19 protein-coding genes and 1 riboswitch are annotated in these 24,653 nt (G+C 42.9%); of the genes, 1 reads left to right on the top strand and 18 read right to left on the bottom strand.

The window, feature by feature from the left end; genetic code table 11:
• Positions 1-85: 85 nt before the first annotated feature.
• The 16 genes from RsY01_RS04735 to RsY01_RS04660 all read right to left on the bottom strand — a co-directional run bounded on the left by RsY01_RS04735 (position 86) and on the right by RsY01_RS04660 (position 22,053).
• The gene (locus tag RsY01_RS04735) at positions 86-1,366 is read right to left on the bottom strand and encodes a uracil-xanthine permease family protein (RefSeq protein ID WP_094784405.1); all 1,281 of its coding nucleotides are present in this window, start codon (positions 1,364-1,366) and stop codon (positions 86-88) included.
• On the bottom strand, positions 1,367-1,891 hold the full coding sequence (gene pyrR, locus RsY01_RS04730; RefSeq protein ID WP_094784404.1) for a bifunctional pyr operon transcriptional regulator/uracil phosphoribosyltransferase PyrR: 525 nt from the start codon (positions 1,889-1,891) through the stop codon (positions 1,367-1,369). It lies immediately after the preceding gene.
• A 254-nt stretch (positions 1,892-2,145) separates the two neighbouring features.
• Entirely contained in the window at positions 2,146-3,864 is a 1,719-nt protein-coding gene (locus RsY01_RS04725; protein ID WP_094784403.1) for a ribonuclease J, read from the bottom strand.
• Between the two features lie 123 nt (positions 3,865-3,987).
• Positions 3,988-4,893, bottom strand: a complete 906-nt coding sequence (gene dapA / locus RsY01_RS04720; protein ID WP_094784402.1) for a 4-hydroxy-tetrahydrodipicolinate synthase — start codon at positions 4,891-4,893, stop codon at positions 3,988-3,990.
• A 118-nt stretch (positions 4,894-5,011) separates the two neighbouring features.
• Positions 5,012-5,189, bottom strand: a riboswitch (Lysine riboswitch).
• Positions 5,190-5,248: 59 nt separating this feature from the next.
• Entirely contained in the window at positions 5,249-6,343 is a 1,095-nt protein-coding gene (locus RsY01_RS04715; RefSeq protein WP_094784401.1) for a DUF6273 domain-containing protein, read from the bottom strand.
• Positions 6,330-7,868, bottom strand: a complete 1,539-nt coding sequence (locus tag RsY01_RS04710) for a lipase family protein (protein WP_094784400.1) — start codon at positions 7,866-7,868, stop codon at positions 6,330-6,332. The genes RsY01_RS04715 and RsY01_RS04710 overlap by 14 nt, the downstream gene beginning before the upstream one ends.
• A gap of 141 nt (positions 7,869-8,009) precedes the next feature.
• Positions 8,010-8,735, bottom strand: coding sequence for a vWA domain-containing protein (locus RsY01_RS04705; RefSeq protein ID WP_094784399.1), 726 nt, complete (start codon positions 8,733-8,735; stop codon positions 8,010-8,012).
• A gap of 134 nt (positions 8,736-8,869) precedes the next feature.
• A complete protein-coding gene (locus RsY01_RS04700; protein ID WP_094784398.1) occupies positions 8,870-9,952 on the bottom strand; it encodes an aspartate-semialdehyde dehydrogenase in 1,083 nt (360 codons plus the stop codon).
• A 288-nt stretch (positions 9,953-10,240) separates the two neighbouring features.
• Entirely contained in the window at positions 10,241-11,602 is a 1,362-nt protein-coding gene (locus RsY01_RS04695; protein WP_094784397.1) for an APC family permease, read from the bottom strand.
• A 189-nt stretch (positions 11,603-11,791) separates the two neighbouring features.
• The gene (gene tkt / locus RsY01_RS04690) at positions 11,792-13,783 is read right to left on the bottom strand and encodes a transketolase (RefSeq protein WP_094784672.1); all 1,992 of its coding nucleotides are present in this window, start codon (positions 13,781-13,783) and stop codon (positions 11,792-11,794) included.
• Between the two features lie 252 nt (positions 13,784-14,035).
• Positions 14,036-14,278: a DUF896 domain-containing protein gene (locus tag RsY01_RS04685; protein WP_094784396.1), complete on the bottom strand. Its 243-nt coding sequence runs from the start codon at positions 14,276-14,278 to the stop codon at positions 14,036-14,038.
• Between the two features lie 31 nt (positions 14,279-14,309).
• The gene (glyS, locus tag RsY01_RS04680) at positions 14,310-16,340 is read right to left on the bottom strand and encodes a glycine--tRNA ligase subunit beta (protein WP_094784395.1); all 2,031 of its coding nucleotides are present in this window, start codon (positions 16,338-16,340) and stop codon (positions 14,310-14,312) included.
• The gene (glyQ, locus tag RsY01_RS04675) at positions 16,340-17,290 is read right to left on the bottom strand and encodes a glycine--tRNA ligase subunit alpha (protein WP_094784394.1); all 951 of its coding nucleotides are present in this window, start codon (positions 17,288-17,290) and stop codon (positions 16,340-16,342) included. Before glyQ ends, glyS begins: the two co-directional genes overlap by 1 nt.
• 269 nt (positions 17,291-17,559) lie before the next feature.
• Entirely contained in the window at positions 17,560-18,705 is a 1,146-nt protein-coding gene (locus tag RsY01_RS04670; protein WP_094784393.1) for an amidohydrolase, read from the bottom strand.
• A gap of 20 nt (positions 18,706-18,725) precedes the next feature.
• Positions 18,726-19,727: a DNA polymerase III subunit delta gene (gene holA, locus RsY01_RS04665; RefSeq protein ID WP_094784392.1), complete on the bottom strand. Its 1,002-nt coding sequence runs from the start codon at positions 19,725-19,727 to the stop codon at positions 18,726-18,728.
• Positions 19,714-22,053 carry a DNA translocase FtsK gene (locus RsY01_RS04660; RefSeq protein ID WP_094784391.1) on the bottom strand — a complete coding sequence of 780 codons (2,340 nt, stop codon included), beginning with the start codon at positions 22,051-22,053 and terminating at the stop codon, positions 19,714-19,716. Before RsY01_RS04660 ends, holA begins: the two co-directional genes overlap by 14 nt.
• Before the next feature lie 39 nt (positions 22,054-22,092).
• Between RsY01_RS04660 and RsY01_RS04655 the strand changes: the two genes are divergently transcribed.
• A complete protein-coding gene (locus RsY01_RS04655; RefSeq protein WP_167373224.1) occupies positions 22,093-22,881 on the top strand; it encodes a Cof-type HAD-IIB family hydrolase in 789 nt (262 codons plus the stop codon).
• Positions 22,882-22,929: 48 nt separating this feature from the next.
• Here RsY01_RS04655 and pta read toward each other — a convergent pair whose 3' ends face one another.
• Together pta and udk are read right to left on the bottom strand one after the other, a co-directional pair.
• Positions 22,930-23,913, bottom strand: a complete 984-nt coding sequence (gene pta, locus RsY01_RS04650; protein ID WP_094784389.1) for a phosphate acetyltransferase — start codon at positions 23,911-23,913, stop codon at positions 22,930-22,932.
• Between the two features lie 73 nt (positions 23,914-23,986).
• Positions 23,987-24,613 carry a uridine kinase gene (udk, locus tag RsY01_RS04645; protein WP_094784388.1) on the bottom strand — a complete coding sequence of 209 codons (627 nt, stop codon included), beginning with the start codon at positions 24,611-24,613 and terminating at the stop codon, positions 23,987-23,989.
• Between the last annotated feature and the right edge of the window lie 40 nt (positions 24,614-24,653).

Raw genomic sequence — 24,653 nt, 5'->3', positions numbered from 1 at the left:
ACGTTTTCGTGGACAACCTTCACAGCCTCACGGGACTGTTGTTAAAGGATTTTTATTCGTTTCTACTATTGTAGCAAATTTTCAGTCACTTTTCAATAGTCTGAGGTAAAATTAAGTGCATGAGAATACCGAGAATGGTCGAAAAGGCAACACCTGAAATGGAGATACCCGCGACATTCAAGGTCAAGCCACCAATACCTGAAACCAAGATTACACTGGCAATCAGGAGATTACGTTTATCATCAAAGTCTACTTGATTCTCCACCAAGATTTTCAAGCCACTTGACGCAATGACACCAAAGAGCGCGATTGAGACACCCCCAATAACTGGTGTTGGAATAGAATGAATGAGCGCAGAGATTTTCCCAACAAAGCTGAGGACGACTGCAAAGAAGGCGGCGCCAGCAATGACATAAACCGAATGAATTTTGGTAATCGCCATCACGCCGATATTTTCCCCATAAGAAGTCACGGGCGGTGCACCAAAGAATCCGGCAATCATCTGCGCAATCCCATCACCTGTTAAGGTGCGTTCCAATCCCGGGTCTTTAAAGTAATCATTCCCAGTTAAAGAGTTCAGCACCATGAGATGACCGAAATGTTCGGTCATGGTCACAAAGGCAATCGGTGCCATGGTCAAAATCGCTGACGGGTAAAGTTTGAAGTGATAATCGACAAACATGATATCGAACTTGGGCACGTCCAACCAAGCACTTTTAGCAATTTCATCAAATGAAATAATCGTCGTGCCCGTGATTTTTTGAACGATGAGGGTAAAAACGTAGCCAACGATGATGCCGAGCAAAATCGGAATCAGGCTCACCAAACCCTTGCCAAACATGTTAAAAGCGAGCACCGAAAAGAGGGTCACGAGGGCAATCATCAGAAAAGTCAAGTTGTAGGCGCCATTTTTGTTCATAGCGTCATTGACGGCAGTCCCTGCAAGGCTCAGCCCAATCACCATGACGATAGGGCCAACGACAATCGGCGGTAGGACTTTATCAATCCAACCTTTGCCGACAAATTTGACAATCAAGGCAACGAGGAGGTAGACAAAGCCACCAACTACTGCCCCCTGCGCGACCGCCGCAATCCCGTCAGATTTCATCAGGCTTTGCATGGCGAGAATGTAGGCAAAACTTGAGCCCATGTAGGCTGGAATTTTATGCTTGGTGACAGTTAAGTGTGCTAGTGTGCCCAGACCACTTGAAAAGAGGGCGATGGCTGGATCAATACCGACCAAAATCGGCACTAAAACGGTTGCCCCAAACATGGCAAAGAGATGTTGGAAAGACAGACCTATCCACATACCAACTGGCGGTTTATCGTGGACATCGTAAATCACGTCATTTTTATTGGCAGTCATTTAGTCCTCTTTCTTAATCAAAATGCTATCGGCAGCGTCAATCTCAGAAACATGAACAATAATTGCTTCATCACGTGCTGTTGGGATATTTTTACCGACATAATCGGCACGAATTGGCAGCTCACGGTGCCCACGGTCGACAAGGACAGCCAAGCTCACTTTTGATGGGCGACCAAGCGCAACAAGTCCGTCAATCGCAGCACGGATTGTCCGACCGGTATATAAAACATCATCGACTAAGATGATTTCACGATCCGTGATTGAAACAGGGATTTCTGTTGTATTTTCTTCTGTTTTTTTGTCATCACGAAAGGGTTTGGTGTCCAATTCGCCAAGCGGAATATCAATGTTTTCTAACTGTTTTAAACGCTCTTGAATCCGTTGTGCAATATAGACACCGCGCGTTTTAATCCCGACGATAACCAATTTATCCAGCTCTTTATTGCGTTCGATAATTTCGTAAGTAATCCGTGTAATCGCACGTTTCATCGTGACTTCATCAATGATTTCTTTTGTTTTTGACATAATCTCTCCCATATTTTCAACAAAAAATCCCTACCAGTATAGGCAGGGAAATGATAAAAAACAGTCATTTTGCCTTGCCGTCTCTCTGGACGAATTAAAGGTTTATTGGCTAGACCATTACACTCGAAAGGGATGGCACCTATTTCTGTTGTTGATTGTCATTATTATATCAAATTTTTTGTGGTTTGGCTATGCCTAAATTTCAGAAAATTTCCATGATATAAAAATCCCTGATCACTCAGAGATTTTGTCTATTATTTTTCAACTTTTTTCTTGTTTTTACCATGGCGTTTTTGGCGGAAATCATTTTGACGGACTTCCATCACGACTGGTAAAACAACTGGTCGGCGTTTGGTTTGGTCATATAAGAATTTACCAAGCGTATCGCGGATTTCAGATTTGATTTCTGCCCAATCAAAGTTAGCACCAGCCAAGTAAGTCTTGACTTTTTCGTCTACTTTAACCGCTGCTTCTTTCATCAGATTACGTGAATTTTTCACGTAGACAAAACCGCGTGTGTGAACTTTTGTCTTACTGATGATTTTTTTCTCATGTTTAGAGATGGTGATGACAGCGATGAAGATACCATCTTCACTCAAAATTTTACGGTCTCTTAAGACGATATTCCCAATATCGCCAACACCAGAGCCGTCAATCATCACGTTTTCAGCCGCAATCACACCATTGGGTTCAAAATTACCAGTCGCATCAAATGTGACAACTTCCCCACGTTTTGCTAGGAAGATATTTTCTGGTAAAATCCCCACTTCCATGGCACGCTCGGCGTGCGCCTGCAATTCGCGGTATTCACCTTGAACCGGCATCAAGTTTTTAGGCTGAAGGATATCTAGCAAGAACTGTAAATCACGGGAATTGGCGTGGCCTGAAACGATCAAATCGCTTGAGAGCATCTTCATGATACCGCCGGCGCGGTAGACGATATTTTCGGTTTTAGCGACCATCGTTTCGTAAGAAATCGTTGGGCTTGTGACCGTGTAGACCAAATCGCCATCTTTGATTTTAACGGCACGGTGACGACCGGTCGCCATGTCGCCCAGGGTTTTAAGCGGCTCGCCCATGCGACCTGTTTCCAAAATCAAAATCTCGCGATCTGCATATTGGTTAATATCTTTAGGATTGATGATCATTTCTGCATCATCGATGCGCAACTTACCCAAATCGCTGGCTGTCTTCACGATTCTGTCCATATCATGACCAGTGAAAGCGATGTGACGCCCGACTTTAATGGCACTGTCGATGACTTGTTGAATCCGTGCTAAGTTGCCCGCAACAGAGGCGATAATCACGCGCCCTTCCCAGTCAGCAATGGTATCAAAAATCTTATCAGCGATTTCTGACTCACTGGCTGGTTGGAGATTGGTCAAGGCATTAGCCGACTCACTGAGCAATGCCAAGACACCTTGAGACCCAATCTCAGCTAAGCGACCGATATTCGTTTTATAGCCCTCGCCAACGGCTGGGTCAAATTTGAAATCGCCAGTATAGACGATATTACCGTCTTGTGTACCAACAACAATCCCCAAGCTTTCTGGAATGGTATGCGTCGTCGCAAAGAATGAAATCACAGCTGTGCCAAAATCAATTTCAGTCGACTCGTCAACCACATGGAAATCATCAAATTTCTTGCTGCCGTCAAAGTTTTTCACGCCGATTTTAGCCAGTTCAATCGTTAATTGGCTACCAAAAACAGGCACGGGCACTTCAGACACCAGATAAGGCAAAGCTCCGATAGAATCTGGGTGACCGTGTGTCAAAAACACACCCGCCACGCGATCGGCATTTTCCACCAAATAACTCAAGTCAGGAATGACAAAATCCACCCCTAACATCTCAGTTTCTGGGTATTTCAAGCCTGCATCCAACACAAAAATCACATCGTCAACTTCAACGACATACATATTTTTGCCAAACTCACGCACGCCACCTAGCGCAGCAATTTTTATCTTACTCATAAATCTTTTTTCTCCAATAAATTGATATTTTTGTAAATCAAAAGTCGAAACCGTGCAGCTCCGACTTATCTTGTACAGTTACACTATTATAAGTGTACCATTTATTGGGGCTTATATCAAACCTTACTTACCACCGAAATTATCCGAACCATTTTCAATCACTCGGATAATGGCCTTGGCTTCCTCAAGTGTTGCTGCCACAAGTGGCAATCTTAAAGGTCCAACTTCAAAGCCCTGATGATTGAGCACAGCTTTGACTGGGGCCGGGCTTGGTAATGAAAACAAAGCATCGATTTTGGGTAAGAGTTGACGTTGCACGCGTGCTGCGGCTTTAAGTTCACCGTTTTCTAGCTGTTCAAACATCTCATAAAAGTCATCGCCATTGGTATGCGCCGCGACTGAGATGACACCATGTGCACCCAGAGCCTTGGCATGAAAAGCGAGCCCATCTTCACCTGTGTAAATAAGAAAATCATCAGGCGCCTGTTCGATCAGATAGGTCAGGTTTTCAACGCCCGTGCACTCCTTGATGGCAATGATATTGGGGTGTTGCGCCAATCGTAAGCTGGTTTCAGGGGTCAACTGAGCGACCGTGCGACCAGGCACATTGTAAAGCACAATTGGCAAATCCGAAGCGTCAGCAATGGCTGTAAAATGCTGAAAAAGCCCCTCTTGACTAGGTTTATTATAATAAGGCACGACCGCAAGACCCGCCGCAAAGCCACCAAACGCTGCGACTTCTTGTGTGAAAATCACGGAATCTCGTGTATCATTGGTACCAATGCCGGCTATTAAGGGGACACGTCCAGCCACGATTTCTTGTACCACTCTGAAAAGCTCTAACTCCTCATCGTGGGTTAAAGTTGGAGACTCCCCTGTTGTCCCTGCCAAAACAAGCCCCTGCGTGTGATGCGCCAGCAAATGTTCAATCAACTTTGGCAACGCCTCGAAGTTAATATCGCCGTTCGCTTTAAATGGCGTGACTAGGGCCGTGATAATTTGGGCATTTTTCAGTTGTTCTAATGACATAAGCACTCTTTTCTTTTGATTAAGCAAGCACCTTACTGATGATTGCGGTCGATGAGTTTTCAAAAATATAAAAACAGCCTTTATTTTAAATTAAAGGCTGTTAAGTTAGTCAAATTGTCATTTGATTAGCTCACCTCTTGTCTGGATAGACAAAAGACAGTTCGCGGGATTTAACCCAACGCCCCAAGCCAAATTTCTGTGGTGAAATCCGACTTTCGGCATCTACGCCGCCTGATAATGTCCTCGTGTCCACCACTCGACTATCATTTTTCGTATCTGCAACCTCTAATATAGTTTATATTGTATCATAGTTTTTTAGATAATGTAAAGTACTATTGAGATTGAATTTAACTAATTATTGTAAAATTTTATGGGAAAATTTTACAATAAGTGTTTCATTTTTATCTACTCGGTAAGTGAGTATCGGTTCTTGTGAAATTAACCTATCCCCACTATACCACCCCTCAAATTGACCATCTGAATAAGGCAACGAACGGACAACAACCATCTTACCACGTGGGACGACTGGATTATCGCTTAGATAGGCGCCATATTGGGGATTACTAATCTCGACATCAATCCCAACATAATCATATTTGACATAATATTCCTGTAATTTTGGGTATTTTAGACCAATTTTTTCAACTAAAATATTCGGTTTGAGCTTTAAATCTTGAAAGTCTTTCAGAACATAGATTTCTTTATCGGCTATTTTTTCTTTGGCTATTTTTGTGTCTGGAGATAGACAAAAACTAGGACGGATATAGATTGGGGACGTGACTTCTGCGTATTCTATATAACCATTATACTTGGCAATCGCCGCAAAATTATCTCGATTATGATAATCAACACCCCTTAGCCACCACGAGACAATATCGCCTGTTTTTAATTTTCCGAGTGAACGAATATGCCTGTCTTCACTAAAATATTTTATTTTCATTTCATCACTAGTTACAGGATAATCTTTACCTAATTCTTTTTCAAGCAAAGTGAAAAATTGTCTTTTGATTAATTCTGCATGTTTACGAAACATAACAGAGTTTTCATCTGTAATATTGATAGACGTTACTGGTATTTCATCTTGCAATTTTTCAGGAAATTCTTTGATAAAGACTTCATTCATAAATTTATCTGGTAGACTATTGCCATAGTAGGAAGTGCTATGTTCATGTTTGTAAGGAATGGCGGAATTTAGCACATATTTCCGCATCAAAAGGACATTGCCTTGTTTATAATAGTTTTTGGTCAACACATAATAAGGCTCTAGCTTTCCGTTTTCTGGGATATAAATGGTATAACCTAGGCGTTTATCAAAGTCATAAGCTAAATCCCTCAAAATTTGTGGAGACTTTATTGGCAATTTACTGTTGATATCCATTTTTTGTATGCCATAGATACTCAAAACTAAAATTCCAAACATGACGATAACTATTTTTTTATTTTTCAGCATTATCGTCACCTCTTGCTGAAATTTTTGCTACAAGGGTAGCTTCACCTGTCACTGTATAATCACATGCTAAATCTGTAGAGATGAGTTCATTATCTCTCATCCAACCATCAAATCCACCATTTTCAGATGGAATGGCATACAATTCAGCTTTTTCATTTTCTGCTGTCACACCTCCACCTAAGATATTGCCATATTCTTCTCCATCAACGACAACATTAGTTTTATAATAGTTTTTTTCTACTTGCTTATTATCTCTTGTATGTTGCAATAACGGTAATGGGGTTGTATAATTTTTATCCTGTGACCGTAACCAAGCTAAACAAATTTCAGGTTGGTGGGCATTACCGATAATTTGAAGATTTTCAAATAGAGTGACGGTTAAATTAGGATGTTTGATCATAAAATCTAGCAAAAGTTCAAGTGCACTACTATTTAATTCTGTCAAATCATCAAGCCCAATAAGCTGACCAAATTTTTGAAGTAATGGCCTTTTTAAAATTAAATTCTGAGGTGAAATCTTTTTTAAATCCAATAATATTTTGAATGCTTCCCTCCCATAAACGATCTTTTTATTTGCAGCATCTCCTAATACTGCAGCCATGATTTCACGTAAATCTTCCTGATGATGCCGAACATAGTAATCACGATTCATCAGCTCTTCTGCTGTAAACGTGTTGATAAAAGTTTTTAAATAATCATTTAAAATATCATCTTTACTATTATCATTAACAATCATAGACTTATCTATCAAACTTATCTTTTTCCATTTAAACTCATCCAAAAGATAATCGTTAAGAGATTCTATCTGTTCTAATTCTCTTAACATTCTATCTCGTAGTAGATTATACTGTGTATCTCCTACATCCTCTTTTGTCGGTAAGGTTGTATCTTCGCCATACCTTACAAATTCAAAATTTTCACTATTTGGTGCAACTTTTGTCACAATATCATTCAAATTCACGATATTCACAATATTATGATGTTTATCATTTTTAGCCTCAAAACTTTCAAGTGTCCCTGCGGGTGGTTCGAAGCAAAAAGCATACATATCCGTAGGGTTTAGTGTTACTTGTGGCATTGTTCTGCCATTGTTCAAACTACCCGCCACCAAATTTGCCGTTGCAGCAGCGCGACTGTAACCGGTCAACCAAAGTTTGATTTTACCTTGAATTTTGTGCTTGATGATATAACTATCTAAAAATGTTAAAATATCTTGGCTTGCTGTGTCAAATCCTTGGTGTTGTCCAGATGTCCCTAGTGTGAGATTGCTCCCCCATTCAGACTCATAACCACCACCACGAATAGCTAAGGCTAATAGAGTATAATCTTCCTTACCAACTTTCAATTTTTTATTAGCAAGCACTGCGCCAATCGAATCTTTAGTCGGTTTAAATTTAAAATCGTCATTTGCTTCAAAGTCTTTAAACTCAAGCTTGGCTAACAAGGCTTTAGCATTATTACTTTTGAACAGATAGTCCGCCTGTGTTGGACTTCCCCAAGATGACAATTCTAGGTTAAGTGACATAGTAGCTAGACTGGGATTATGGGACAATCCTTGCGTTTGTGTCGTATAACTGGACTGTTTAAAATAGTCATCTGTATAGTAAAATTGCGTGCTGGCATCACGCTTACCACTGCGATCTTCAACGGCGACACCATAGTTAAATTAGCCAGATAAAAGCGTTTGATCTGGCTCTCTATATTCAAATAGATACTCAATCCCTTGAGAGATATCGACAAAACCGTCATTTTGAATATTTTCAAAAAAACGCTGGGTAAAATCTTTGGTCGTATTAGCCACATGATCCATAAAAACCAGTGTTCTAATCGACACTTTTGCTGACTTTAGCACTTTTGAAAAATCATCTGCCGCATTGGCAAACTTATATGAATAAATATCTTTGCTTTTATAAGTGCCTTTTTGTAACATTTCGCCAGATGTTGGGGCATTGTCACTGATAAGAATGAGATTAGTTTTGGTAAATTGTTTGCTTTCTACAAGTTTCCCCACCGTTTTCAAGCCAGCAGTTAAATCACTTTTCCCTTGACAAGTAATGGTGGTGAGCTTTTCCTGAATGGCTGCGCTATCCTTTGTCGGTTCAATAATCGTCCGACTTTCATCATCATAACTGATAACTGAAATCGTCGTTTCATCGCTCTCGGTTGCAAAACGATTGATGAGATTAATCGTTGTTTGAATCCCATTCCCTCTCATCGTTCGGGATGTGTCAATCAAAAATACGGTTAAAGTTGTCTCATCTAGATTCACTTTAACTAATTTTTCATCGCTCGCTTGTAAAAATGGATTTTCTTCAATGTCAAGTGCTTGTGCCACTGATAGCTGCCCGATGAACAGCAATCCTAGAAATAAAGGCATCATTAATTTTTTCATCTGATCTCCTCCTACTCCCCTATACGTAAAATAAAGTCAAATGTTCAGATTAAATCACAAAAAATAGGCTATGAACATTTTCGATGTTCATAGCCTATTGCTTAAAGGACTTTTATCCCAACTTTTTTAATCATTTATTTCAATTCAAACTTTAAGTCTTCTGTTGCGCGAACCAAGCCACGTTCGTGCAAGGTTTCAGCGATTTGGACAGAATTCCAAGCAGCACCTTTGAGCAAGTTATCTGACACAACCCACATGTGAATGCCTTTTTCAGCATCCAAATCTTTCCGAATACGACCAACAAATGTTTCACGATGACCCGCAGCGTTGACGGCTTGTGGGTAGAGTTGTTGGCTTGGATCATCTTCTAAAACAGCACCCGGAAAGGCTGAAATTGCTGTTTTGACTTGATCAATCGGTGCGATTGCTTTGGTTTCGATATAGACTGACTCTGAATGTGCCAAGATGACTGGAATCCGAACACAAGTTGCCGAAACAGCAATGCTATCGTCCTCCATAATTTTCTTGGTTTCGTTGGTCATTTTCATTTCTTCATAGGTATAGTCATTGTCAGTGAAAACGTCAATTTGTGGTAGGGCGTTAAAGGCAATCGGATAATGTTTCTTATCGCCACCTGCTGGTAAAATGTCGGCTTGAACATCTTTAGGATTGACCTTATCATTGACCACGGCTTTGATTTCGCGTTCTGTTTCAGCAATGGCTTTTGCGCCAGCGCCAGACACGGCTTGATACGTTGAAACGATAATGCGCTCCAGACCAAACTGTTGGCGAATCGGCTCGAGTGCCACCATCATCTGAATTGTCGAACAGTTTGGACAAGCGATGATTCCATTGTGCGCGTCTAGCGCATGGGCATTCACTTCTGGTACGACAAGTGGCACGTCTGGATTCATACGGAAGTTTGAGGTATTATCAACAACGACAGCACCTGCTTTAACGGCGTAAGGCGCAAACTTGGCAGAGACGCCACCACCTGCTGAAAAGAGGGCGATATCAATCCCTTCAAATGAGTTTTCAGTCGTTTCTTCAACGGTGATGTTTTGACCTTTAAAGGTCAAGATTTTGCCAGCCGAACGAATGGTCGCAAACAAGCGCACTTGTTTAATGGGAAGAGTCGATGATTCAAGCATTTCAATCATGCGACTTCCGACAGCACCTGTGGCGCCAACAACTGCAACAACATATTCTTTTGACATGGGGTATCTCCTAATCTAGTTTATCAACCGCAATGCTAAATACGGCTCATTTTTTTGATTTCGTTTGAATTTTCTAAAAATTTATCATTCATCTATTCTATCATGTTTCGTTTGAAAAAAAAAGACCCTGACAAGAAAATCTTGCCAGAATCTGATACGGTATGCTAGGCATAGACTTGAAAGGTTCACACTCGCAAGTCATAATTCATCAATCCTTGACGGGCTATGCCCCAATTATCCGTCGCGTAAATAAGGAACTTGCGTTCCAAATCGACTCATCGCATAAGACTATGATACACTATTTCTAGGTTTCTTGCAAACGACACATTGATAGAGCCCTAATCCACTGACCAAAATCAAACCTGATACAATCAAATAAATCACACCATTGGCGGCGGTTAAGCCGCCGTATAAAATCATGAAAGCGCCTAAAATCGCAAGTATCGGACAGACATAGCCGAGAAGTTTACTTTGAATCAGGCCTTTGGCTGTGCGCATGATCACGCCGACATACAAGCCGGTATAGAACATATACATAATCACGATGGGAATGGCCGAAATATCAATCCCAAGCTGGCTGATAGTCGGCACTGTCAGCGACAAGTAGTGAATACCCAGCCAAATCAAACTCACGATAAAACTCATCAGCGTTGATAGGATGGACAGGTTAAATTTCGGATGGAGGACACCGATTTTATGGCTATAAGGCAACTCTTGACGCAAAGCTAGGAAATAGGGCGCACGAATATTCGCGACGACCAGACCATTTAGCGTGCCCAAAACAGAAATGATGACCGCAATTAGCATGAGCTTCTGCCCCACCGGACCAAATAAACGCCCAGCCGCCGCTGAAAAGGCTAAATCGCCCATTTTCATGATTTCTGCCGGTCCGATTATCAGGGAAATGCCGACAAAATAGCTGACGTAGACTGCCAAGATAATGAGTGGACTGATGATGAGTGCCAAGGGTAAATTGCGTTTCGAGTTTTTGATTTCATGCCCAATGGACGGGGCAACAGCCCACCCATCATAAGAAAAGGCAACAGCGACGATAGCGCCTGTCGAGGATAGCACGATTGGCAAGGTAATGGCATGTGATGAAAGCTCTTGAGGGTCCCCAAAAATCAAACCACAAACGGCAATCAAAAATAAAGGAATCAGCTTAATAAACATGGCTGATGTCTGGAAAATCTCTGATAATTTACTTGACAAGAGATTCATGACATAAATAATCACTAAATAAACAATCGTCATCAACCAGATACCAGATTTAGAGCTGCCTAAGAAAGGAAAAAGTGCCAAGGTATAGTTGGCTGCCACAAAGGCAACAATCGCAACGAGCGCTGGAAAATAAACGGTACTCTGAAACCAGCCCAGTAAAAAGGCAAACAGTTTCCCAAATGCTTTTTCAGCATAAGAAATAAGTCCGCCCGCATCATCTGTCAACTTCGCCCATTCTGAGATGGTGATGCCACCAAAAATAATCCCAAGCGCCCCTAATAACAGGACAAGACAGCCCATCATCACATTACCATTGGTTTGCATGAGGATATCGTCAGCCTTGAAAAAAATCCCTGAACCAATTACAATCCCTATAATCATCGCAATTGACATCAAAAGGCCAAATTTGCGCGTTTTTTCTTGTTTCATTTGTCTCCTATTTTCGCCGCTCGCAGTTTTTGTCGGAAGCGGTTCCGCTAAATCATTATTATAAACTACTTTTGATGTTTTAACAACTGATAGGTTTAAATAACAAAAACAAGTTATTTTATGACAGCAAAAAAACTGTCATCATTTGATAATCACAGTTTTTTAGTCGTTAAATTATAGTTGACAATTTTACAATGAACGATAAATGTTCACAGCATTTTCCACTGTAAAACCATATTCTTGGAAGACTTTATCGCCCGGTGCAGATGCGCCCCAAGTATCAATCGTTAAAGTTTTACCAGAAAGTCCGATATATTTACCCCAACCAAAGCTTGAACCGGCTTCGATAACCATCCGTTTCGTCACGGCAAGGGGTAAAATTTCTTCTTGATAATCAGCAGATTGTTCATCAAAGATATTTTGTGCTGGCATTGAGACGACGCGCACGTTCGTCCCTTCTTTGGCAAGTTCTGCTTGTGTGTCAATGGCAAGTTTCACTTCGCTACCTGTTGCGATGATGATGCCATCAAGAGCAACAGCTTTTTGCTCAGGTGAAATGATGTAAGCACCACGATTGACACCTGCTTCAGCCAATTCGGCTGTATAAGGTAAGACTGGCAAGTTTTGACGGGTCAAAATCAAAGCCGTTGGGCGTTTCGTTTCAGTTACTGCACGACGCCATGCTGCAATCACTTCATTGCCATCAGCAGGACGAATGACGTTAAGGTTTGGCATTGAACGCACACTTGCCAATTGTTCAACTGGTTCATGCGTTGGACCATCTTCACCGACAGCGATTGAATCATGTGTCAAGACGTAAACGGTAGGGATATCTTGCAAGGCAGCCATCCGAACAGCTGGCAAGAGGTAGTTTGAGAAGACAAAGAAAGTCCCACCATAAACACGTGTCCCACCATGAAGGGCAATCCCATTCATAGCTGCTGCCATAGCAAATTCACGCACACCAAACCAGATGTTGCGACCGGCGTAATTACCAGCTTCAAAATCGCTTTCGACTTTGACCATGGTATTATTTGAGGCAGAAAGGTCAGCCGAGCCACCCCAAAGGTTTGGCATTTGTGCTGATAATTTTTGAATCGTTTCTTGTGACGTCACACGGCTAGCAGCTGATGTACCAAGCTCATACTTAGGCAAGTCAAGCTCAGGTGTGACATTACTAAAGGCATCCGCATATTGTTTGGCCAACTCAGGATAATCTTTAGCATAGGCATCAAAAGTTTCGCGCCAAACTTGCTCAAGGCTTTCGCCACGCGCACGTAGCGTTTCAAGGAAACGTTGATTCACTTCTGCAGGGACTGTAAAGTCAGGGTAATCCCAACCGTAATTTTTCTTGGCAAATGCAACACCGTCTGTGCCTAATGGCGCGCCATGAACACCTGATGTGCCTTGTTTTTCAGCACCGAAGCCAATGATTGTTTTCACTTCGATAATCGTTGGTTTGTCAGTTTCAGCCTTGGCACGCGTAATCGCTGCTTCAATTTCTTCTAAATCGTTGCCATCTTTGACCAAAATATGTTGCCAGCCATATGCCTCGAAACGCATTTTAATATCATCCGGGAATGATTTTGACGTTGGTCCGTCCAAGGAAATATCGTTACTATCGTATAACAAAACAAGCTTGCCTAATTTAAGCTGAGCTGCGAGGGATGCGGCTTCTTGCGAAACACCCTCCATCAAATCGCCATCACCATTGAGCGCGTAAGTATAATGGTCAACGATTTCGTAACCCGGACGGTTATAAGTCGCAGCCAGATGGGCTTCAGCCATGGCCAAACCAACAGCGTTAGCAATCCCTTGACCTAGTGGCCCAGTTGTTGCTTCAACACCATCTGTCCAATCCACTTCTGGATGCCCCGGTGTTTTACTTTGCCATTGACGGAAGTTTTTAAGGTCATCAATCGAGACATCATAGCCTGCCAAGTGCAAGAGCGAGTAGAGCATGGCAGAGCCATGGCCTGCAGAGAGGACAAAACGGTCACGGTTTGACCAATCACGGTGTGTCAAAGGATTGACATTCAAAAACTTACTCCAAAGGACGTAAGCCATCGGTGCAGCCCCCATCGGAAGTCCAGGATGACCTGAATTTGCCTTTTGGATGGCATCAATAGACAGGGTGCGAATCGCATTGACCGCAAGTTGATCAGTGTTGTCAAAAGTCATGTTTGGAAAGCCTTTCATTTTTCATGAGATATAGTCATTATATCACACTTTTCAACAGATTTTTCAGGATAAAATCGTTAATTTTTCCACTTTGAATAGCTGAACATCTAAGAAATCCGTCAATCTTACAGTCTCACGTATTGCTATCTTCAGAAAATCAGAAGTGGTCTACTCACAGCTTAGTGCCCATCAAGTCTTATCTAACAAAAAAAGTGCCAGAAATGACTTCCAGCACCCATTTTACGTGATTTTTTATAAGGTATCGCGCAATCCCTTATCAAATTGCGCTTTTTTTGCTTTTTCAGGCGTGATGTCATTACCATCTGGGTCTACGACCTTGATTGACTCGACATGGTGGCGCAAGCTCGATTTAACGCCAGAAATATAGGCTTGGCGGAGTTCAGCTTGCTCGACTTTCTCAGCTTCTGTGAGTCCTTCCGCTTTTTTCTTGCGGGCGAGTTCATTAATCCGTGCAATATCTTGAGGTGTTACCATTTGTTTCCTCCTTTCTGCGCTTTCATTTTGATTATTTGGTATTAATCAAGGTGAAATCAGCGATTTTTCCTGCTTTATTTGCAATAGCCGCAAGTAGGCTCAAACGATTATTCTTAAGGGCTTGATTGTCAATCATGACCATGGTGTTATCAAAGAAATCACTGATTGGTGCTGATAAAGCGAATAGATTGCTGATATTTTGTGAGCTGTCGTCTGTCAATGTCAAAGCTTGGTTGGTTGTAAACAAGGCTTTTTCAGATGCATTTTCAAAGAGATTTTCATCAATCGCTGGCACTATTTCGAGTTTGCTTGCCAAGTTAAAGACACGCGCCAAGTTTTCGACTGATGTTTTAAAGTCAGCATCGCTTGTTTTCGCATCAATGGCTTGGGCTGCTGCTCTTAAGGCTGCCACGTCAAGCGACCCAGTCGCTAAAACTGCTTCGATGATGTCATAGCGCGCTGTGCCTTCAAGCATTTTAGCCACACGACCATTGATGAAAGTCATGACCTCATCTTTGCGGTCATAGCTAAAACCATTCAGGTCAAGCGTATAAAGCTCTGTAATAAGCGCATCCAGCTCAATAGCCCAGTCTTGGTCTTCAATAATTCGTAAAATCCCTGCTGTTGCACGGCGAAGGGCATAGGGATCGTTTGACCCACTTGGAATCAAACCAACGGTAAAGAAGGCTAAAATCGTGTCTAATTTATCTGCGATAGCAAGGACGGCACCGATTTCAGTTTGGGGCAAAGCACCGTCAGCTGATGTTGGCAGATAGTGTTCACGGATACTTGCTGCAACTGCTGCATCTTCGCCTGCAAGAAGGGCATATTTTTCCCCCATAACTCCTTGCAACTCATCGAATTCTCCGACCATGCCTGTTAAAAGGTCAAATTTGTAAATGTCAGCCGCGCGGTCAAGTTTGACATCATAGTCAGCTGGCAAATTGGCTTGTTGACGCAATTTCTCAGCGATCAGTTTCACACGTCCCATGTGGGCATGGACTGATCCGATTTTTTCATGGAAGGTCACTTTTTTGAGTTTCTCAACCAAATCTGCAATTTTGAGTTTTTGGTCTTCCCGCCAGAAAAATTCAGCATCTTCAAGACGCGCAACGAGGACTTTTTGGTTCCCCTTGGCAACATTTTCGATGTGCTCAGCATTCCCATTTCTGACTGAGATGAAATGTGGTTGGAGGTTACCAGTCAAATCACGCACTTCGAAATAGCGTTGATGTTCGCGCATGGATGTGACTAGGACTTCTTCTGGTACTTCCAAATATTTGGCATCGAAATCACCGACGAAGGCTGTTGGATATTCGACTAAGTTATTGACTTCTTCTAACAAGCTTGGTTCTAGGTAGATTTCCCAGCTATTGGCTTTGGCAATCGCTGCAATTTGTGCTTGGATGGTTGCTTTACGAGCGTCTGCATCTGCTACGACAAAGGCTTGTTTCAGACTTGCTTCATAATCTGACGCATTTGCCAAAACGATCGTGTCGTCAAACAAGAACCGGTGGCCGTGCGTCACGTTGCTCGCTGTGACGTCAAGCAGGTCAAATGGTACGAGGTCCGTGTCGAGCAAGCTGACGAGCCACTGGATTGGGCGAACGAAAAGGAAGTTATTGTTGGCCCACTTCATGTAGGTCGAGAAGTTCATTTTGCTGATGACATCGCTACCAATTTTGGTCAAAATGTCTGCTGTTGCAATGCCAGTGATGTGTTTATTGGCGTAGTAGTAATCGCCTTTTAGGACCAAATCATCGGGTGTGACGCCTTGACCACGTGAGAAACCTTGGATAGCTTTTGACCAATTGCCTTCTGTATCTTTGGCGATTTTGGCTGATGGTCCTTTGACTTCTTCATCGATTGACGCTGAGGCATCTGCTAGACCATTAACCAAAACAGCCAAGCGGCGGGGTGTTGAGAATTTTGTGACGCTTTCAAAGGTCACGCGGTTTTCTGTCAAAAAGTCTGCCACGCGCGTTACAAGTTGTTGAGATGCAGCACTTACAAGGTGCGCTGGCATTTCTTCTAAGCCAATTTCAAGTAAATAGTTTGCCATTATTTGTCACCTCCAGCAACTTCTGTGTATTTGCCGTTTTCTCCCAGATATTTGTCGCGTAGTTCAGCATCTTTCAAGAGCGGGAAACCGAGCTTCGCACGTTCATTGATGAAAGTCCGCGCCACTTGACGCGCCATTGTCCGCACGCGGTGCAAATAACCCGCACGCTCTGTCACAGAAACCGCACCACTCGCATCTAGCAAGTTAAAGGTATGACTTGATTTCAAGATGAAATCATAAGCCGGATGCACGAGCCCCAAATCAAGTAATTTCGTCGCTTGCGCTTCATAGGTATCAAAAAGCGTCAAGAAAGTATCCGTTTCGATTTCCTCAAAAGCAAATTTTGAATGCTCATACTCTGGCTCCGTGAAAATATCACCATAAAGCACACCATTGCCCCACTCAAGGTCATAAACTGACTCAACCTCTTGGATATAAGACGCCAAACGCTCGAGACCATAGGTAATCTCAGACGTCACCGAATCGACTTCAATCCCGCCGACTTGTTGGAAATACGTGAACTGCGTCACTTCCATCCCGTCCAGCCAAACTTCCCAGCCAATCCCAGCCGCACCCATTGACGGGTTTTCCCAGTTATCTTCGACGAAGCGAATATCATGCTCTAGGGCATTAATGCCCAATGCTGCGAGGCTATCTAAGTAGAGCTGTTGGATATTTTTAGGCGAAGGCTTCATGACCACTTGGAATTGATGGTGTTGGAACAGGCGATTTGGGTTTTCGCCATAGCGACCATCTGCTGGGCGACGTGACGGCTGCACATAGGCAGCGTTCCACGGTTCTGGACCATTGGCACGCAAAAAAGTATAGGGCGACATGGTGCCTGCACCGACTTCGTTATCGTAGGCTTGCATGAGATTGGCACCTTGCTTGCTCCAAAATTCTTGGAGTGTTAGGATGATTTCTTGAAATGATAGTTTGTTCGACATAATTCCTCCATTATGACTGTCTTGTCATTTAAAATGTTGCCTAAAACACAAAAACGCCCTGATACTTGACACATTTCGTGTTCTAGTATCAGGACGCCTTATCGACGCGGTTCCACCTGAATTCTTGATTGCTTTAATCAATCAAGCCCTCATATTCAATTCAAGCTCCACCCGCGCCACTTGGTTTCATCGCTTTAAACCATTGTAGCAAATTTGATCAGCTTTGTCAAAAAATACTTATAGATGATGACTTGCTTTTAGTCATGACTTGATTATTGCCCCAACTTTTCCAAAAGCGCAAAGGTATTATTGACATAATAATCGACCGCCACAGGAATCGCTTCATCTTTGACCGTCATATCAGAAAAATGCAGACCTGGACTGCCTGGACCATTGCTACCAATGAAAGCAAAAACGCCAGGTATCTGCTCTTGATAACTCGCAAAATCTTCGCCTGCATTTGACAGCTCAGGCACAACGACATCATCATGCCAGCGGCTCGTTTCATCCAATAGAAAAGCTGATAATTCTGGATCGTTATAGGTCACATTTGTCCCTAAAATCCAGTCAATGTCGACCGTCACGCCGTAAGCATTGGCAACATTTTCAACAATGTCATAAAAGCGTTGTTTGGCAAGCGCGCGATCAGCTTGCTCGAAGCTACGAATGGTTCCCTCGAAAATAGCTGTGTCTGGTAATACATTCCAGGTATTGCCTGCCGCCATGTGGGTCACGGAGACGACAACAGCACGCTGAGGATCCATGTTACGCGACACGATTTGCTGTAGACTTGAGACAATCGCACTGGTCGCAACGATGCTATCCGCCCCCTCGTGTGGATAGGCAGCATGTGATCCGATACCCGTAACGGTCACGAAAAATTGGTCAACTGCTGCCATAACCCCTTTTTCACGAATGCCAATCTGACCAGCTGGTAAGGTCGGCATATTGTGGTAGCCAATGATGGCTTGCACATCTGACAAAATCCCTGTGGCTAAAACGTCTGTTGCCCCAAAATGAGCTTCTTCAGCATGTTGGAAAATCAGTTTCACAGTGCCGTTTAACTCAGTTTCGCGCTGTTTTAGAACTTTAGCAGCGCCTAACAGACTGGTTTGGTGCAAATCATGCCCACAAGCGTGCATCACACCCGCATTTTTAGAGGCAAACGGTAGACCTGTATTTTCCAAAATCGGAAGAGCGTCAATATCTGCCCGCAAGGCGATCACTGGTTCACCCTGACCAACTTGCGCTACCAGACCGGTTTTTAAGCCCGTCTCCAAAATCTCAATAGTCAAGTTTTCCAGATAGGCTTTGATATAAGCTGTCGTTTCAAATTCCTGCCCTGATAATTCAGGATTTTCGTGAAGATGATGGCGAATGGCAACGAGTTCATCATAGTGTTCAGCTGAAATGGTCATGTGTCATGTTCCTTTTATGATTATTTTTTCTCAGATAGGCGGATTAATGCCATATCCAAGAGGAATTTTTTATCTGCCTGCCCCGATTTGATTTTGTAGTCGGTATCAATCAACTGTCGCAAGGCTTGGGCTAAAAAGGCTCTGCTTCTAGCTCGCGCAGGACCGACTAAAAATTTCAGACGATAGGGATTGATTTTCAAAAACTCGATTAGCTGCCTATCTGTGTAGTGCTTATCTAGCAAGAGCTTAATTTGAAAGTACAAGCGAAAATTGATGGTCAAAATCGCCAACAACTTAATCTCATCTTCTCCTTGTAAGACGAGATCTGCGACCAAGGCCCGTGCTTCGACTAATTTCGATTTCAAAATCAAGTCCGTCAGGTCGAAAATGTTGTCAGATAGCGATTTGGGCACTGCTGCTTGAACATCGTCAGGCGTGATGGCTCTGCCATCTGCATAGGTTTTAACCATTTCGATATTCTGTCTGATGATGGCAAAGTTTGCATTCGACTTCTCAATGATGAGATTAACGATATTAGGTTGTAAACCTGAATCAGTGATAAAATATTGGGTCAATTCATTTGGCTTTAAGTCAGTAGCTTCCAGATGAAAAGCGAGTTTTTTAAGTTTCTTAACAATGCGGCGTTTGCCGTCTAATTTGCCATGACAGATGAAGATAACTTTGGTTGTCTCGAGCGGATTATCCAGAAAATTCTCTAACCGTGTTACCTGTTGTTCTGTCAAAACTGATTTTTTGACGGTGGTCAAATCCCAGAGATTTTCAAAGACAACGAGCATGCCATCCCCAAAAAATGGGAGGCTTTCCAATTCTTCGAGGGCTAGATTTGGGTCAGACTCGGTCATGTCGAAATAGGCCTGAGATAAATCTGAGGGGTCAAAGCCGATTTTCTGGAAAATCTGTGTCTTCAGCTCAGAAATAATATCGTCATTTTCTCCTGAAATCACAGTGAACTGAGGTAAGTCCGCTGCTGATAGCCGCGATAGCGCATCAAATACTGTCATGGCTACCTCCATTTTCCGTATCAGCCGCAGGCTCGTCCAGCTGAGTGACTAAAACCTTGCGAGGTTTCGTGCCTTCGGCAGGGGTGATGATGCCGGCTGCCTCTAGCTCTTCCATAATGCGTGTGGCTCTGTTAAAGCCGGTCGACAGGCGACGTTGGAGCATGGAGGCTGAGGCTTTTTGGCTCTCGATGACCAGCTGTTTGGCTTGCTCAAAGAGGGGGTCGCCAGAATCGGAAGCACTAGCGCCACCATTGCTGTCAAATCCTCTCGCATCATCTTCTGCCACTTCGCCCGGGTCAAATGTTTCATCATAATCCGCACTGGCTTGATTTTTAATGAAGTTGACAACGCTTGCCACGTCATCATCTGACAGGAAAGCGCCCTGCAAGCGAATGGCGTGATTTTCATCAATCGGCTTAAAGAGCATATCACCGCGACCGAGGAGTTTTTCAGCGCCATTGCTATCAATAATCGTCCGCGAATCTGTACCAGAAGAGACAGCAAAAGCGACACGGCTCGGCACGTTAGCCTTAATCAGACCGCTGATAACATCAACGGACGGCCGTTGTGTGGCAAGAATCATGTGAATGCCTGCCGCACGCGCTTTTTGCCCAATCCGAATGATGGCGTCTTCAACTTCTTTGGAGGCGACCATCATCAAGTCTGCCAATTCATCGACAATCACGACAATAAGCGGTAAAGTCTGCTGTTTTTCTTCATTTTCAGCGTTAAATTTCTCGACTTTGGCATTGTAGCCCTCCATATTGCGTGAGCCGACACGACGGAAAAGTTCATAACGATTTTCCATTTCATCCACGACTTTTTGCAAGGCGCGCGCTGCTTTACGTGGATTGGTCACAACTGGAATGAGAAGATGCGGAATATCATTATAGACATCCAGCTCGACCATTTTGGGGTCAACCATGAGAAACTTGACTTGACTAGGGAGTGCCTTCATCAGGATACTGGTAATGATGCCATTCACCGCGACCGATTTACCTGAACCGGTTGAGCCTGCGACTAAAATATGGGGCATTTTAGCCAGATTGAACGTCTTAATCGAGCCATCAACTGCTTTCCCGAGCGGGACTTCTAACAGATTGTCAGGATTGGTCTGGGCATTTTCCCACATCTCACGAAAACCGACCATGGCAACTTCCGAGTTCGGAATTTCAATCCCGACGACTGATTTTCCGGGGATTGGCGCTTCAATTCTGACATCTTTTGCGGCTAAAGCTAAAGCTAAATCATCTTGGAGATTGAGAATTCGGCTAACTTTAACGCCAGTTGCGGGTTTGATTTCATATTTTGACACAGATGGGCCAACGATTGCTGATTCAACTGTCGCTTGAATCCCAAAACTTTTAAAGGTTGTTTCTAGTATTTTGATATTATGTTGGACATTCTTGCGTTCATTAGCCTGATTTTTAATCGGCGTTGGGGCAAGCAAGGTCGCATCTGGTAATTGATAACGAGACATTTCAGGTGTTGCGGTGAAATTGATAGGGAGATTATCGTCTGTTTCATCCGTTTCCGCGTCTGGTTCAGGTGCTAAAATCTCACCCGTTTCTGGCTCATAATCTGGCATGACAATTTCAGGCTCTTTATAAGGCAAGACGTCATAAACATTTGGCGCTGTTAATTCTTGTGGGTCAATACTTGCAGTTTCAAGTGGCGCTGTTTCAGCTACTGCTACCGCTTCACGCGTCGCTTGGCGTTCTGTTTTTTCTGCTTGACGTTTTTCTCGTTTGTCTGCTAAGCTGACTTTGAGTTTGGCAAAAATAGCCTGCCAAAATTGTGGCGACAGATAATACAAGCCAGGAATTAGTAAAAGTCCTGCAATCAAATAAACGCCGATGACTGAAAAAAGGAGTTTCAGTGGCGAATAAATCGCATGACCAAGCATGCCCGCGCCTGCAAATTCAGTCACTTTCAGTTTGATAAGCTGGCTTGAAACCACAGCCCAGGTGTGGTTAGTCCCGACAAGGTTATCAAAATGCGCCTGAAAGCCTAACACCATGGCCAAAAAGATTAAAATCAGACCGATGATTGATTTGCGGTGTGCTGCTGAAAATTCTTTTTTAAAGATGGGCAGGATAATCATGATAACGCCAGTAATAATGACGGTATAAGCGAGACTGCCGACGGCGATTCGGATTAAGTTATAGAGCGAAATGCCGAACATGCCGAGACGGGTCGCTGCGAAAATCAGCAAAAATAAGGTGACAAACAATGCCACGACTTTTTGTTTTTCTGCTTGTTCAGCCTGTGCTTTTTTGGATATTTTTCTGTTCTTATTTGTTTTTTTTTGAGTTTTCTTAGCCATAGTTACTACAATTATACCATAATTTGATATACTAAACTTATGGAAAATATAAACAAGACATATCATGCCATGGCTTTTTTCGATTTGGATGGCACACTGCTCAACAAGAACAGCCAATTAGATGAGGAAGTTATTCAAGCCTTGCACCATATTCGCCGTAAGGGCATTTTACCTGTGATTGCTACGGGTCGTGGGCATTTTGAGCTGGACGCGCTCATGGCTCAGGCTGGCATTACCAGCGCTGTGACCATGAACGGTCAATTTATCATCGTTGAGGGAGAAGTCATTTATCACGAGGCGATGGCAGCGGAGAGCATCGCTAAACTGAAAACCATCGCTGATGCGAAACAGCAAGCGCTCGCCTTTTATGACAAGGACACTTACTGTGTGTCTGAGATGACTGATCTCGTGAAAAAAGCCTACGGCTACACAGATGCACCACTCCCGACCGTCGATTCGACACATTACCTAACAACCGAAATCAATATGCTCTTAGTCATTACTGACCAAGTTTCTGATGTGGCGTATTACCAAAATCTGGTGCCTGAATTTAATTATTTCAAAAATTCACCTTATTCGATTGACATCATCAATGCCGGTTCAAACAAGGGGACGGGAATCAAAAAAGTTGTCGAATTACTTGGCTTTACAGGCGAAACTTACGGCTTTGGCGATGGGCCAAATGATCTCCATCTCCTAGAAGCTGTTGACCATGCGACTGCCATGGGTAATGCCATAGATGACCTTAAAGCGATTGCTGACTTTGTCACAACAGCCAATACTGACCATGGTATTGTCAATGCCTTTAAACACTGGGGATGGCTTTAAGCACAATAAAAAATCTGACATCTAATGTTGTCAGATTTTTTATTTGACTTACATCAAAGCCTGCGCAGCGGTGATGATGGATAATTTATAGACATCTTCTTCATTTGAACCACGTGACAAGTCAGACACTGGTTTGTTCAAGCCTTGAAGAATTGGGCCAATGGCTTCGAAATTTCCGAGACGTTGGGCGATTTTATAACCGATATTCCCAGATTGTAAATCTGGGAAAACAAAGACACTCGCATTACCAGCAACTTGAGAATTCGGGAATTTCAAACGACCAACTTCTGGCACAAAGGCCGCATCAAATTGCATTTCACCATCAATTTTAAGGTCTGGACGTAAGTCTTTGGCAATTTTTGTCGCCTCAACAACTTTTGTCACATCTTCTGATGCGCCAGAACCATTGGTTGAAAAACTGAGCATGGCCACACGTGGCTCGATGTCAAACAATTTTGCCGTTGCTGCTGAATCAATGGCGATTTCTGCCAATTCTTGCGCACCCGGTTTAATATTGATGGCACAATCACTGAAAATATATTTTTCTTGACCATAGGCGCGTACCATCAAGAATGCACCTGATGTCCGTGAAATTCCTGGTTTCGTTTTAATGATTTGGAGCGCTGGGCGCACCGTATCAGCCGTCGAGTGAACCGCACCAGATACCAAGCCATCAGCAAGCCCCATATAGACTAGCATGGTGCCAAAATAGTTGACATCTAATAAAACATCGCGCGCCTGCTCTTCCGTGACTTTGCCAGCACGACGTTCAACGAAGGCAACAACCATCTCATCAAACCCATCATAATCTGCTGGATCAATAATCGTAAAGAGCGATGACTGCAAACCACGTGAGCGTAAGGTCGCTGAAATTTCTTCAACATTGCCCAAAAGAATCGGCGTCACTAACTGTTCAGACTGCAAGCGGTAAGCAGCACCAATAATCCGTGGTTCAATCCCTTCAGGAAAAACTATCTTTAAGTTTTTTCCTGCAATTTTCGCTTTGAGTCCATCAAACAAATCGTTTTTCATCTATCAATATGTCCTTCTAATTTTTAGTTTAACGACATTATAGCATAATTCACAAAGATTTGTAAACGTTTTCTTACTTATTTTCTTCCAAAATGGCTGCAATCTTGGTATTGATGATGTCTAGACCGACTAAATTACTGATGCCTTCGGGAATAATCAAATCTGCATACCGTTTCGTTGGCTCAATAAATTCATGATACATCGGTTTAACAGCGTTCAAATACTGCTCGATAATACTATCTAAACTCCGACCACGTTCTGACATATCCCGCTTAATTCGACGAATAATCCGAACATCGTCATCTGTATCCACAAAAATCTTAATCGCCATCATATCCCGCAAGCGCTCATCTTCTAGGACTAAAATCCCTTCGACAATGATGACATCCACTGGTTTTTGACAGTAAGTTTCTTGACTACGCGTATGATTGGTGTAGTCATAAATCGGAATGGCGACTTCTTTTCCCGCTTGAAGCTCCTCAAGCTGGCGAATCAAATACGTCGTATCATAGGCTAAAGGATGGTCATAGTTGGTCTTGAGACGCTCCTCAAAGTCCAGATGGCTCTGGTCTTTGTAATAAGAATCATGCTCAATCAAAGCGATTTGTTCATTTGAAAAGTTTGTCAGTATGGCTTGGCTAACAGAAGTCTTACCCGAAGCAGACCCTCCTGTCACACCAATAATCATTGGTTTTTTCATCATGTTTCCTATTATATCAATTTTTCTGCTTTTTTGGTAA

It is taken from the genome of Pseudolactococcus reticulitermitis (assembly GCF_002260845.1).
GTDB classification, from domain to species: domain Bacteria; phylum Bacillota; class Bacilli; order Lactobacillales; family Streptococcaceae; genus Pseudolactococcus; species Pseudolactococcus reticulitermitis.
Note: the sequence above shows the minus strand (reverse complement) of the source record. Positions and strands in the feature narration are given on the sequence as shown.

Bases quoted from the DNA above. Each gene is read 5' to 3' on its own strand.
- dapA (WP_094784402.1), bottom strand. From the start codon at position 4,893: ATGTCATTAGAACAACTGAAAAATGCCCAAATTATCACGGCCCTAGTC.
- RsY01_RS04735 (WP_094784405.1), bottom strand. From the start codon at position 1,366: ATGACTGCCAATAAAAATGACGTGATTTACGATGTCCACGATAAACCG.
- RsY01_RS04655 (WP_167373224.1), top strand. From the start codon at position 22,093: ATGGAAAATATAAACAAGACATATCATGCCATGGCTTTTTTCGATTTG.
- holA (WP_094784392.1), bottom strand. From the start codon at position 19,727: ATGACAGTATTTGATGCGCTATCGCGGCTATCAGCAGCGGACTTACCT.
- RsY01_RS04705 (WP_094784399.1), bottom strand. From the start codon at position 8,735: ATGAAAAAATTAATGATGCCTTTATTTCTAGGATTGCTGTTCATCGGG.
- RsY01_RS04715 (WP_094784401.1), bottom strand. From the start codon at position 6,343: ATGCTGAAAAATAAAAAAATAGTTATCGTCATGTTTGGAATTTTAGTT.
- RsY01_RS04700 (WP_094784398.1), bottom strand. From the start codon at position 9,952: ATGTCAAAAGAATATGTTGTTGCAGTTGTTGGCGCCACAGGTGCTGTC.
- glyS (WP_094784395.1), bottom strand. From the start codon at position 16,340: ATGGCAAACTATTTACTTGAAATTGGCTTAGAAGAAATGCCAGCGCAC.
- udk (WP_094784388.1), bottom strand. From the start codon at position 24,613: ATGAAAAAACCAATGATTATTGGTGTGACAGGAGGGTCTGCTTCGGGT.
- RsY01_RS04725 (WP_094784403.1), bottom strand. From the start codon at position 3,864: ATGAGTAAGATAAAAATTGCTGCGCTAGGTGGCGTGCGTGAGTTTGGC.
- RsY01_RS04710 (WP_094784400.1), bottom strand. From the start codon at position 7,868: ATGTCACTTAACCTAGAATTGTCATCTTGGGGAAGTCCAACACAGGCG.
- tkt (WP_094784672.1), bottom strand. From the start codon at position 13,783: ATGACTTTTGACAACACTGATCAACTTGCGGTCAATGCGATTCGCACC.
- RsY01_RS04670 (WP_094784393.1), bottom strand. From the start codon at position 18,705: ATGACCATTTCAGCTGAACACTATGATGAACTCGTTGCCATTCGCCAT.
- RsY01_RS04695 (WP_094784397.1), bottom strand. From the start codon at position 11,602: ATGAAACAAGAAAAAACGCGCAAATTTGGCCTTTTGATGTCAATTGCG.
- pta (WP_094784389.1), bottom strand. From the start codon at position 23,913: ATGAAAAACGATTTGTTTGATGGACTCAAAGCGAAAATTGCAGGAAAA.
- RsY01_RS04660 (WP_094784391.1), bottom strand. From the start codon at position 22,053: ATGGCTAAGAAAACTCAAAAAAAAACAAATAAGAACAGAAAAATATCC.
- pyrR (WP_094784404.1), bottom strand. From the start codon at position 1,891: ATGTCAAAAACAAAAGAAATCATTGATGAAGTCACGATGAAACGTGCG.
- RsY01_RS04685 (WP_094784396.1), bottom strand. From the start codon at position 14,278: ATGGTAACACCTCAAGATATTGCACGGATTAATGAACTCGCCCGCAAG.